At 48.2% G+C, this 12,674-nt stretch carries 10 protein-coding genes; 7 read left to right on the forward strand and 3 right to left on the reverse strand.

All coding sequences use genetic code 11. The features are described from left to right. Window positions 1–8 precede the first annotated feature (8 nt). Window positions 9–566, forward strand: a complete 558-nt coding sequence (locus C8J48_RS03010; protein WP_245891051.1) for a GNAT family N-acetyltransferase — start codon at window positions 9–11, stop codon at window positions 564–566. Window positions 567–755: 189 nt separating this feature from the next. Here C8J48_RS03010 and C8J48_RS03015 read toward each other — a convergent pair whose 3' ends face one another. After that, window positions 756–2,177, reverse strand: coding sequence for an alanine/glycine:cation symporter family protein (locus C8J48_RS03015; protein ID WP_107724891.1), 1,422 nt, complete (start codon window positions 2,175–2,177; stop codon window positions 756–758). A gap of 622 nt (window positions 2,178–2,799) precedes the next feature. Here C8J48_RS03015 and C8J48_RS03025 point away from each other — a divergent pair. The 4 genes from C8J48_RS03025 (at window position 2,800) to C8J48_RS03040 (ending at window position 7,726) form a co-directional block, all read left to right on the forward strand. Then, entirely contained in the window at window positions 2,800–3,408 is a 609-nt protein-coding gene (locus tag C8J48_RS03025; protein ID WP_107724893.1) for a pentapeptide repeat-containing protein, read from the forward strand. Between the two features lie 162 nt (window positions 3,409–3,570). Continuing rightward, on the forward strand, window positions 3,571–4,398 hold the full coding sequence (locus C8J48_RS03030) for a polysaccharide deacetylase family protein (RefSeq protein WP_107724894.1): 828 nt from the start codon (window positions 3,571–3,573) through the stop codon (window positions 4,396–4,398). A 207-nt stretch (window positions 4,399–4,605) separates the two neighbouring features. Beyond that, complete coding sequence (locus tag C8J48_RS03035; protein WP_170105098.1) at window positions 4,606–6,213, forward strand: peptide ABC transporter substrate-binding protein; 1,608 nt, start codon at window positions 4,606–4,608, stop codon at window positions 6,211–6,213. Between the two features lie 256 nt (window positions 6,214–6,469). Further along, the gene (locus C8J48_RS03040; protein WP_107724896.1) at window positions 6,470–7,726 is read left to right on the forward strand and encodes an MFS transporter; all 1,257 of its coding nucleotides are present in this window, start codon (window positions 6,470–6,472) and stop codon (window positions 7,724–7,726) included. A 241-nt stretch (window positions 7,727–7,967) separates the two neighbouring features. Here the strand turns inward: C8J48_RS03040 and fni are convergent, their stop codons facing one another. After that, a complete protein-coding gene (fni, locus tag C8J48_RS03045) occupies window positions 7,968–9,014 on the reverse strand; it encodes a type 2 isopentenyl-diphosphate Delta-isomerase (RefSeq protein WP_107724897.1) in 1,047 nt (348 codons plus the stop codon). Between the two features lie 150 nt (window positions 9,015–9,164). Further along, a complete protein-coding gene (locus C8J48_RS03050) occupies window positions 9,165–9,857 on the reverse strand; it encodes a lysophospholipid acyltransferase family protein (protein ID WP_170105100.1) in 693 nt (230 codons plus the stop codon). A gap of 192 nt (window positions 9,858–10,049) precedes the next feature. Between C8J48_RS03050 and C8J48_RS03055 the strand changes: the two genes are divergently transcribed. Further along, window positions 10,050–11,003 (forward strand): MBL fold metallo-hydrolase, encoded by a 954-nt coding sequence (locus tag C8J48_RS03055; RefSeq protein WP_107724899.1) that lies wholly within the window; start codon window positions 10,050–10,052, stop codon window positions 11,001–11,003. Between the two features lie 193 nt (window positions 11,004–11,196). Next, window positions 11,197–12,606 carry a SpoVR family protein gene (locus tag C8J48_RS03060; RefSeq protein WP_107724900.1) on the forward strand — a complete coding sequence of 470 codons (1,410 nt, stop codon included), beginning with the start codon at window positions 11,197–11,199 and terminating at the stop codon, window positions 12,604–12,606. Window positions 12,607–12,674: the final 68 nt, after the last annotated feature.

Below are 12,674 nucleotides of genomic sequence, written 5' to 3' on the forward strand. Positions count from 1 at the left end.
TAATGTACATGAGTGGGAATCCGATTAAGTTGCTGGAAGGGAAGCGAGTCTACCTGCGACCGCCTGAACAGCAAGATGCGGAAACGGTTTATCGAAGTCTGCACAACAGGGAAGGGCGTCGCCTTACCGGACAAAACCGGGTTTTTTCGCGGCAGTTTGTGACGGAGTGGTTGGAAAAGGTTGTGCGGGATCCGGATCGTCGGTTTTTGGTGATTGTCTCCCAGGAGGATGATACTCTGCTGGGGGATGTCGAACTTAACGATATCGACTGGTACCATCGGAGTGCCAACATCCGCGTTGAACTTGTCGATGAGCAAATTTACGGGCGTGGATACGGTACAGAGGCGCTGGGATTGATGCTGGATCATGGCTTTGGCATTCTCAATCTCCATCGAATTCATCTGGAGGTATATACCTTCAATGCGCGTGCAATCCAAGTGTATGAAAAATTAGGTTTTCAACGGGAGGGAATCAAGCGGGAGGCGTTATTTTACAATCATGTGTACCACGATGTCATTCAGATGGGGATTTTGGCACGGGAGTGGCGAACGAACAAGGAAATATAATGGGATGCTGTGCATCCTCCCTTGTACCCAACTTCTGAGATTACCGCTCTCTTGGAGAGAAGCACAAGGCGGTACACTGTGATGAGAAGAACGGAAGGTACACGGTCTCTTAGCTTGGTCATTTTCATCGAGAGTCTGAAAAGCCTACAGCCGTTCATCATTTGAACAACTGTAGGCTTTTTTGCGTCGTTATTGTGTTTGCGATTTTATTTCTGTCTCTTCCTCCCAGCATTCCACGTTTTTTAAACCGGAGATGCTGTTTTTGGTGAAGACTGGGTCTTTTCCTTCTTTGCGTTGACGGGTATAGTCCTGGAGAGCAGCGAATGCAATTTTGCCCAAAAGGGCGATGGCGATCAGGTTGGGCAAGGTCATCAAGGCCATAAATAGATCGCCCATTTCCCATACAATCTCTAGATCTTGCGTTGCTCCAAACAACAGAAAGGCGAAAAAGATAACTTGGTAGAGGCGGAGCCAAAGGGGGTTTGCCCGCATAAATTCGATGTTGGTCTCTCCGTAGTAGTAGTTGCCCAACAACGAGCTGAATGCAAACAGAAAAATCATGATCGCTACAAAACCGGGTGCCCACGAGCCGATGGCGTTGGCAAGAGAAGCTTGGGTTAACTCAATCCCCTTTAAGCCGGAATCCCAATCGCCTGCGAACAGAACGATAAAAGCTGTAGCGCTGCAAATCAGTAAGGTGTCCGTAAAAACACCCAAAGCCTGAATCAGGCCCTGTTTGACCGGATGACTGACATTGGCGGTGGCGGCAGCGTTGGGGGCGCTTCCCATTCCTGCTTCATTGGAGAATAGACCACGCCGAATCCCTTCCATCAGGGCGGCACCCAGCCCACCGCCAACAGCGGCTTCTAAACCGAATGCACTTTTAAAGATTAAGAGGAATACCGCAGGAATCATTTGAAAGTGAGTGGCGATGATGTACAGCGCGACCAGGATATAAACAATGGCCATGGCGGGTACGATCGCTTGGGCTACCTGTGCAATCCGCTTCACTCCACCAAAGATGATAATCGCCATCAATGCCGCGATGATGAGTCCGATCCAGAGACGATCGATTCCAAAGGCATTTTGAAAAGCGAGGGTGATCGTGTTGGCCTGAACGGAGTTAAAGATAAATCCAAAACACAAGATCAGCAAGACGGAAAAGAGCAAGCCCATCCAGCGCGCTCCCAAGGCCTTTTCCATGTAATAGGACGGACCGCCGCGAAAGGTGCTACCGTCGCGCACCTTATAAATTTGGGCTAAGGTGCTTTCCACAAATGCGGAGGCGGCTCCGATCAAGGCGATTAACCACATCCAGAAAACGGCGCCGGGACCACCGGTGGCAATAGCGAGAGCAACACCGGCAAGATTGCCAGTTCCTACTCGCGATGCGGTGCTAATGCAAAAGGCTTGAAAGGATGAGATCCCTTTGCGGCCAGGAGTTGATTTTACTCCTTCCCCCAGCATGCGAATCATTTCTTTTAGCATCCGAAACTGGACGAAGCCGGAGCGAATGGTAAAGTATAGGCCCAACCCCAACAGGGACGCAATCAATACATAGGTCCATAAAATATCGTTACCAGTGGATACAATCAGTTCTAACCACTTCAAATTTTCTCAACACCTCTTTTAATACGTCATTTTTCCTAACATGTATACTAAAAACCCTATCATACATCGCTGTAGATATCCAATCGATAGAAGGAGTTGACAGAAAGCAAGAAAAATGAGGGGTCTCTCGTGCTCCCCTCTTGCTGTTTGTGAAAATATGAATCAGACAAGTCGCAAAGGGGTGGCCCGATGGAAGAGTGGAATTTTCTGGGGCGAAGTGTGTTGCCGTATGAGGTGGAGCGAACCATACGCAATCAATTTCCTAGAACGGGTTGAAGCACGTCTTTACCGCAACGGTTTCGATACCAAGGCGATTGGGTGTATCTGTTTTTACGTTCGGAAGCGCCTCGGCAAGTGGCGATTCGACGGGATGGCAGGGTGCTCTCTGCAGAAGACACGAAAAGAGTATCAATGGAGCTGGACCTGGCCTAAAAATTAGTCTTGGCTGGAAATTGCTCGAAATCGCTGGCGGCTGACCGGAGAGCAACTTTTTTATATTAATGAGGCGTTTGGTAATGAGGTGCGCCAATTCTTTTATGATCGTGCTCAGGATTTTGAAAAAAAATATCCCGATGATCCCCATGCTATAAAGGTTAACAATGATCAATAAAGGAGTGAGAGGGTGACACCAGAAATCGAACGTGAGTGGGTAGAGGAAAGCTTCGAGGAAACGGATTGGGCCAATCGGGAGTTTGTTGGCTGTCGTTTTATCGGTTGCCGTTTTCAGGGGGCGGATTGGCGTGAAACGGTTACCCAAAGATGCGTCTTTGATCGTTGTGATTTCCGCTATGCCAAGTTAAACGGTTCTCAGCACAGGGGGTCGGCCTTTCTCAACTGTCGTTTTTCCTTTGCCAATTTGTATGTGACACGATGGGTGGATTGTAAAATGACCGGTTCCACCTTTGAAGAGGCCAACCTGACGGGAATCGCCCTTTCCGGTGGCGATTGGTCTTATACCCTGCTGCGCCATCACTCGTTTAAAGGGTGCGATCTACAGGAGGTGTCCTTTCAAGATGCCGACCTGTATCAATGCGATCTGCGCGATGCCGATTTGCGAAACGCCAACTTGACGCATGCTTTGCTAAACGGCGCTCAACTAAAGGGGGCGGACCTGCGTGGAGCGGAGTTGGAAGGGACGGATCTCGTCCATTTGAATCTAGCGGACGTACGGATCGATATGTTTCAGGCAATCCTATTTGCGCGGGCACATGGATTGAAAGTAGACGTGTAAACGGGTCAATCTTAAAGAAAAAATCATGTTTTCCCCGCCATTCCATCCTTTATAATGAAATTTGACGGAATCTGTCGAACGTTCCATACCGGATTGGATACATAATAACGGAACGATAGCGGATCCGTTTTTTACAACTAGAGACATCATGGGGAGGATGGAATGAACGGAGCTTTTCCTTCGGGTTGGACATGGGGATGGTTTTTGATTTTGGTGTTGGGATGTTTGGCGATTTTTCCGTTAACCTTCAATGCGTTGGTGCAAGGGCAAGAAAATGGAGAAAGCAGTGATGAAGCGCCGGTGGTGGATGATGAAGATCTGCCGTTGTCGGCTCAGATCGCATCCCAGCAGTGGGAAAAAGTTTCGCGGGAAGCAGTCGATGCCGAATCGGTATCGCCGCTGTATAAACGGGTGGCGCTAACGTTTGACGATGGCCCGGATGGCCGATATACGGTGGAGATTTTAGATATTTTGAGGAGAGAAGGTGTACCGGCCACTTTTTTTGTTGTGGGCCATATGGTTCGGGGTTATCCAGGTATCGTCAAGCGAATGGATGAGGAGGGACATGTGGTGGCCAATCACTCGTGGAGCCATCCCATCCTGACTCAAATGAATGAAAAAAAGATCAAAAAGGAACTAACCGCCACCAATCGCGCCGTGGAACAAGCGATCGGCAAGGAGATGTTGCTGATGCGTCCCCCCTACGGCGCAATTCGTGGAAAAGAGGAGATCGTGAAAAATGGCGGCTGGGAAATTGTGATGTGGGATGTAGACCCCATGGATTGGAAACGGGAGAAGACGGCGCAAGAGATTCGTTTCTCCGTAACCGGTGGAGTGAAGCCGGACAGCATTGTGCTACTTCATTCTGCCGGTGGTGATCGGGAGGCGACGGTACGGGCGCTTCCTGGTATTATCCGGGATCTGCACCGAGCAGGGTATCGCTTTGTAACGGTGGATGAGATATTGGGTGAGTCTCCCTACAAAAACTGACAAAAGACTGGAAAAATCAGCTGTTTGCATAGACGGCTGATTTTTTCAATGCTACATTGTATTTGGGAGATCGATCGTTCAATTTCATCGCAAAAGATAACAGAAATTTCATAGAGACTATCGACGACCCGCAGGGTGTGGTCAGAGATTTTCCGCTTAATGTGCGGCAGATATAATCTTTTCGGCTGGATGGGTAAGGAGGGTGTGATGGAGATGAAACAGATCGGCTTATGGGCAATGGTATTGTTGTTGGCGGGGATCGGGAGTTTATCCGGTTGCAGTTCTAATGTCGGCGGTAACAGCGGTGTACTTCAACTTACGGTAGATGCGGATCCGCCTACATTGGACAGTGCTTTTGCCTTGGATGGGAACTCTTATAACCTGCTGAATAATGTGATGGAAGGGTTGATGCGGCTGAATAAAGACAATGAACCGGAGCCGGCAATTGCGGAAAAAATGCCTGAGGTCAGCGACAATGGGCGGGTCTACACTTTTCGTATCCGGGAAGATGCCCAGTGGAGTGACGGCCAGCCGGTGCGGGCGCAAGATTTTGAATACGCATGGAAACGGATCTTACATCCAGAGACCGGCTCTCCTGTTGCCTTTAACCTCTTTTCACTCGAAAACGCCACCGCTTATATGCAGGGACAAGTGGAAGCGGAGGAAGTAGGGGTGACAGCGCTAGATGAAAGGACATTGAAAGTAACCCTGGTGGAGGAGACGCCTCACTTTTTGCAAATGATCGCAACAAGCCCCTTTTTACCTGTGCGACAGGATCAGGTTGAACAATCCAAAGGGAAGTTTGGTTCAGAAGCGGATCAGATGGTGTATAACGGCCCCTTTACCCTTACAGAATGGCAGCACGAACAATCCCTTACCTTGAAAAAAAACGATCATTATTGGGATGAGCAGGTGGTTCAGTTGGGGGAAGTTCAGATTCAGGTGGTAAAAGATGCAACAGAAGCACTGGGAATGTACACCTCTGATGATGTGGACGTGGTCCCTCTCAATGCTGTTACCTTTGCAGCCTTTAAGAGCAGCCCGGAATTGGTAACCCATCAACGGGGAGCGTTGCTGATGATTATGTTTAACAGCGAGGAAGCTCCCTTTGATAATAAAAACATCCGTAAAGCGTTTCATCTGGCGATTGATCGAGAACGAATGGTACAAGAGGTATTAAAAAACGGTTCTCGTCCCGCCGTCGGTATGGTACCTCCGGTCATCCATGATCATAAAGGGGAGTCTTTTCGGGATCAAGCGGAGGATAAAATAAAATTTGCCCCTGATGAAGCCAAGAAGTTATTGAAAAAAGGATTAAAAGAGGAAAAGATTAAAAAATTACCGGATATCGTGATCAGTGTCACAGATGATGACCGGCGTAACCTGGCCCTCTTTCTACAACAGGAGTGGAAGCAACATCTAGGGGCGAAGGTACAGATCAGTCCCCAACCGGTGGCACAAAAAATGGATAGAGATGCGGCGGGTCAATTTCAGATGTCGATTGTGCGCTGGATCGGTCTATACGATGATCCCATGTCTTTTCTTGAGATCGGCACCACGGATAATCCCGTCAATTTTGGCCGTTGGAGCAATCAGCAGTTTGACTTAACCTTACAGAAGGCCAAAGGAAATCCTGATTCTGCGTGGCGGGAAACGGATTTAATCGAGGCGGAAAAAGTGGTAACGGAAGAAGCCGGTGTGGCCCCGCTCTACTATGAATCTCAAGCATTTATTCAAAAACCACATGTCAAAAATCTGTTTCGCCATCCCATCGGTCCTGAGCTTTCTCTTAAATGGGCCACAATCGAAAAATGAGGATTCGGTACAAACCTCAGGTGGAGACCTGAGGTTTTTTTCTTGAGAGAAAAGTTAGAATATAGTATAATTTTTTAGATTACAACACTTGAAAAACACAGAAATACGGCAACCTATCCCACACGTGTTCCGCCAAAAATCGACGAAATCCCGTCTTTTGGTCTTGATTTCAGCCTTTGGGTGAGAGTCGATCGTATGACTGTGGACGGCGATTGGTTTAATAGAAAATAAAAACGAAGGAGAGGCAAGAACTTCGGTGAGGATAACGAAACGGATTCAGGATACGCTTGCAAAAGTGAAAAAGCGATATCATCCCATTGTTTGGGTTCACTTTTGGTTAACAATGAGCCGCTGTATTACCGGATTTATGCTGTATCCCTATCTGGTAATCTATATGACGGAACAATTGGGAACCTCTCCAGTAGCTGCGGCGGGTGCGATTAGCTTTCCTTCCTTCGTTGCGCTCTTTTTTAAACTGTGGGCTGGTAATGTATCGGATCGTTTCGGTCGGCGGCCCGTCCTTCTCGCTGCCCCTCTGATGCAGTTTGGGGTGTTGATCGGCATGATCGCCGCCACCGAGGTGTGGCACTTTTATGTATTACTGACGCTGAATGGTTTAAGTTTTAACCTGTTTCTTCCTGCGACAAGTGCACAGATTGCCGATGTTGTTCCGGAAGAGCAACGAACGGAAGCGTATTCCCTCGACAATGTTGCCATCAATATCGGTGCGATGCTGGGGCCGCTGTTGGGAATCGCCGCTTATCAGTTTAACCCTGCCCTTATTTTTGGAGCGGAGGCAGCGGTTGCGCTGTTTACAGTCGTAATGGTTTATCTTAAGATTCCGGAGACACTGCCGCAAAAGGATACTGAATCGACGTCAGCCACTAAATCGAAAGTATTGTTGGGTATCGGTTCTCATTTGCCTTTGTATCTGCTAATTTTATTAACCGTCCCCGTGTATATCGTCGAAATGCAGATGAACTCCACTCAGCCGCTCTATTTGCAGAACCACTTTGTCGATTATCTGCTGGTGTATGCAATCTTGCGTACCGTACCTGGAATTTTGACTACCGTCCTTCAAATGCCGGTCACCTTGTGGAGTAAGCGGTGGCGCTCCACCCATGTTGTTTTCTTCAGTTACATGCTCGTGGTCGGGTATGGGCTGATCTATGGTTTTGCTCCTGTATTTTGGGTATTACTGTTGGCGGAACTATGCTGGGCTTTGACCGATATGCTATTATTCCCGCGCTTAAAGCAAATCGTATCGCTGATGGCGGAGCCCCATGTTCGTGCCCGTTATTTCTCCTTATTTGATATCAGTCTCAGCCTGGGTAAAATGACAGCGCCTGTGTTGGGCAGTATGGTGTTGGTGCAGTACGGAGGGCAAGCGCTGTTTGGGGGGCTTGCGCTGTTGTTGTTAATCACGGGATTGCTGCAATTGATCCTAATCTCGCGTATCTTAGCGGCTAAAGCCAAGCGGGAACAAGAGATGTCGGGAGCGGTGGGGGGGTGACGGGGTGAATTACGGTATTGCCTGCCGGGGAAACACTACGGATTTTGGGTGAAGGAGCGTGGATGGAGATTTTGATGTGGGTGGTTTTGCCCGGCTTGTTTACTTATGGTGCCGGTTGGTGGAGTTGGTCACGAAGGGGTTGGGAGTAGAAGTTTTCACTGATGAATCGCGAAATGATAGCAATCATGCCCGCACTCACCGATCGGTGGAATGCGGGCATTTTACTTATCTTCCTAAACCATCATTCTTTTATATGGATTAACCGGTCGGTTCCCCTTAGGGACTCTATATCTGCAACGCCAATACCAAACATCGCTGTTCTGCACTCCCATTCGATTCGTTCCAGTTGTTGGCTGATGGCTTCCGGCGTGGGTTGGGTGGCAGCATGAAGCAGAGAGCGGCCATAACCGACCAGATCGGCTCCCAAGGCGAGGCATTTGGCACCTTCGACACCGTTGTGAAGCCCTCCACTGGCGATGAGGGAAGTGTCGGGGGAGGCGGTACGCACTTCCCGGATACACATGGCGGTAGGAAGCCCCCAATCCCGGAAAGCTTCAGCAGCGTGGTGCACAAGCGGATCCGGGGAGCGATATTTTTCCACCTGAATCCAGGAAGTCCCGCCAGCACCGGCCACATCGACAAAAGAGGCCCCGACGTTCCACAGTCGGCGAGCGGTCTCACCATCGATACCAAAACCGACTTCTTTGATCCCAACCGGCACTTCCAGTTCAGCGCACACTTGTTCAATTTTAGCTAGCAGCTGGTCAAAGCGGGTATTTCCCTCCGGTTGAAATACCTCCTGCATACTGTTCAAATGTAGGATGAGGGCGTCAGCTCCGGTAATTTCCACGATGCGTCGACACTCTTCCGTCCCAAAACCATAATTGAGTTGAACAGCACCTAAGTTGGCCAGGATGGGGATGTCGGGTGCATCGCTACGTACATCGAATGTGTGGGCCAATTCCGGGTATTCCAAAGCGGTGCGAACCGATCCCAATCCCAACACCCAGCCACGGTCTTGGGCCGCTTGTGCCAGATTGCGGTTAATGTTGTGGGCTTCTTTGGTGCCACCTGTCATGGAACTGATGAGAAACGGCGTTTTTAACGCGTATCCCAGAAAAAAAGTGGACAGATTGATAGCGGCAAAATCAAGTTCCGGTAGGGCTTGATGACGAAAGTGGTATTCCTCCAACCCTGTGGTGATGTTTCGCCCCTCCACGTCACGGTTTAGGACGATGTCGATGTGCTCCGATTTTCGTTGGTTCGTTGTTTTATTGTGATCCGGCATAAGGGCATCCTTTCTTTCCAGCTTTTTCGCATGCACTTTTGACAATACCGCCCAAAGAAGTGTGATTGAGGAGGGAAGGCAGTTTGTCAAAAACCCACATGGAGAGGAGGATCACCATGCAATTTCCCATTATACCAATAAAGGGTAAGTCTAGAAAGGGAAACGGAACCACTTTTTTCTGGACCCTTCGTTTTTCAACAAAGGGACAAAATCGGAACAGGATCCTACCGGATGTGAGAGAAGACGAGCTTTGTGATCATCCAATTGTTTTTCCAGGCGAACTTGCAGATAACGTGTGATCTCTTCCAGGGATAACGTGGACCAGTCCAAGGAAAAAGGTTCTCCAAACCAAAGGGTGGCTTCCGGTTTCATCTTCGTTCCCATCAGATACTGAACCGTGACCGGTTTTACTTGTGTATGGGGGCACTTTTGCAAGAGATGCCCCACATCGGTTTGAAAGGATAACGGACGTTGATCCAGGTGCTGGATTTCTCCTTGGGGAAACAGCCATACCCGCTCACCTTGATGAAGGAGTTGGATGGCGGATTGTAGGGTAGTGGATAAGGTTTGTGATGAATCCTTCTCTTGGGGTGGAAGCAAGTTACTCATCTGCTCATGGTTGATCATTAGATAATGGACACCACTGTCTTCCTGCTGAATGGCAAAATAAGCCACAAGGCCATCCCACCATGAGCTGTGATTCATGATATATAACGTGGAACGCCCGCTATGGCTATAAACCGTTCCCATTTGTCCGATAAAATGAAAATGTCGCTGCAGCAAATATTTACGGCTGTAGCGGGCGAACCGTTGATCAAATGATTGAATCGCGGGTTGAGTCATACAAACCCCCTCCATTTCCAGCTTTCCATAATAAGATTATCATTTTGAGGACGTTAATCTGTGATTAACAATATAAAGTTCATTTGTTATTTTTTTAAGCGTCATTGCGGGAACAAGTAGATATTGCTTTAATGAAGGAGAGAATGGAATCCACTTATTTTTTTATCTGGTGTTAATCAGGAGGAAAAGAGAATGCTGTGGTTAATCGTGGCAGTCGTAGTTGCTTGCATCAGTTGGATCATCGGATCTTATCGCCGCAAGCTGCCTCGCCCAGTATGGCGTGAAGTAGGGCAGCGACCACAAGTGGAAGGGTTTCAAGACGATGCGATTACGGTGACGTGGCTGGGACACTCCACTGTCTACCTCAACGTCAAAGGAGTCCGGATCCTGACCGACCCGGTATTTAGTGAGCGAGTCGGCATTCAAATTTTTAGGAGATGGACACTCGGGCCTAAACGTTATACACCACCGGCATTGGATATAAAGGAAATTGGAGAGATTGATCTAATCTTGCTCTCTCATGCCCACATGGATCATATGGACCTTCCTTCTTTGCGGGCGTTGGCCGGAGAGAAAACCCAAGTGATCACTCCTGTAGGAACAGGGCGGTTATTGCGGTCAATGCCGTTTAGAGCGGTGATGGAGGCCGGCGAAGGGGAACCAATAAAGCTTGACAGTGGAGTGATGATCACTCCTTTTCCCGTTCGACATTGGGGAAATCGTTATCCGTGGAATGTTGATTACGGATTCAGCGGGTATATGATTGAAAAGGAGAATCATCGTATCGCCTTTTCCGGAGATACTGCCTACACCTCTTTCCACCAGTTGCGGAAATGGGGACCGGTGGATTTAATTCTGGTGCCCATCGGGGCGTATTCCCCCGATTCCTTTCAAGGTTCCCACTGTACGCCGGAACAAGCGTGGCAGATGGCTCAAGAAGCGGGAGCCCGTGAAGTGGCACCAATTCATTGGAACACATTTGTATTGTCGCAAGAACCGATTGAAGAGCCAATCCAACGGTTGATGCAAGCCGCCGGTCCGGAATCCGACCGTATTGTGATACGGGAGCAGGGTGCGGTCTGGCGACTAAGCGAAACGCAGGAGAAGCCCCAAGTGGAAAGGAAAGAGCTTCAACCACAATTATAAGGGAGTTATCCATCATTTTCCCCTGAGTACCGTATAAAAATTGTTTTTCTTTCTCAGCGATCAAGCCTGGTGTCAATCCGGGCTTTTCTTTTTTATCGATTCGTTACACAGAAAAGGACAACATTCCTAACAACCTGCAAAGGGGTATCGCGTATGTTAGAAAGAAAGGGTCAGGGTGAAGGGGAGATGTGAAATGGCCGATGAGCGAAAAGCGTTGGAACGTGCGATTGTGGAGATAACAGAAGTGGCCTCAGGCTTCGGTCTCGACTTTTACCCGATGCGATATGAAATCTGCCCCGCCGATATCATTTACACTTTTGGTGCTTACGGCATGCCGACCCGCTTTTCTCATTGGAGTTTCGGCAAAACCTTCCATCGAATGAAAATGCAATACGATTTAAATTTGAGCCGAATTTATGAGCTGGTGATTAACTCCAATCCTTGCTATGCTTTTTTGCTTAAAGGAAACAGCTTAATCCAAAATAAGTTGATTGTTGCCCATGTATTGGCGCATTGCGATTTTTTTAAGAATAATGCTCGTTTCTCCAACACCTCTAAAGATATGGTGGAAAGTATGGCGGCAAGCGCGGAACGAATTCGTCAATATGAATTGGAGCACGGCAGAGAAAAAGTGGAAGAGTTTCTGGATCATGTATTAGCTGTGCAAGAGCATGTGGATCCCAGCTTGCTTCCCAAACCCCGGTTGACGGAAAAAGAGGAAAAACAGAAAAAACAACAACCCCGTCGCAAGGTAACACCATACGAGGATTTGTGGAAGTTGGATGGCTTAGAAGAGGGGGAACAAAAGACAGAGCGGAATAAACGCTTTCCTGAACATCCAGAGAAGGATCTGTTGTTGTTTATCCTGAATCACTGTCGGGAGTTGGAGAGCTGGCAACAAGATATTTTGACGGTTTTGCGGGAAGAGATGCTTTATTTCTGGCCGCAGATGGAGACCAAGATCATGAACGAAGGATGGGCCTCTTACTGGCATATTCGGATTATGCGGGAGCTTGATTTGACGGATGCGGAAACATTGGAATTTGCCAAGTTGAACGCTTCTGTGATCCAACCTTCCACAACCTCAATCAATCCTTATTATTTAGGGCTGAAGATTTTTGAAGATATTGAACGTCGTTATGATAACCCTACCGCAAAAGAGCGGGAGCTGGGATGGAAACCGGGCAAAGGGAGAGAAAAGATATATGAAGTGCGTGAGATGGAGATGGATACCTCGTTTATTCGCAATTATCTCACTAAAAAATTGGTGGAAGACCTTGATCTGTATGTGTTTCAACGTGAAGGTCATGAGTGGACCATCTCCGACAAACGGTGGGAAGAAGTGCGCGAAAGCCTGATCGCCAGCCGCATCAACGGAGGACATCCGGTGATCATGGTGGAGGATGGAGATTATCGTCAAAATGGTGAGTTGTACCTAAAGCATCGTTTTGAGGGATTAGAGTTGGATATTAAATATATCGAGAAGACACTGCCCCATGTTAACGCCTTATGGGGACGTCCGGTCCATATTGAGACAGTTGTGGAGCAGCGTGAAGTTCTGTTTACCTACAACGGTAAAAAATGTACGCGTCATTTTCTGTAACAAACGGCCGAAAAAAGGCCTTTTTCTTTTGGCGCTAAGCGGTGATCAGGGACGGATTTAGCGTAATA

Source organism: Desmospora activa DSM 45169 (genome assembly GCF_003046315.1).
GTDB classification, from domain to species: Bacteria; Bacillota; Bacilli; order Thermoactinomycetales; family DSM-45169; genus Desmospora; species Desmospora activa.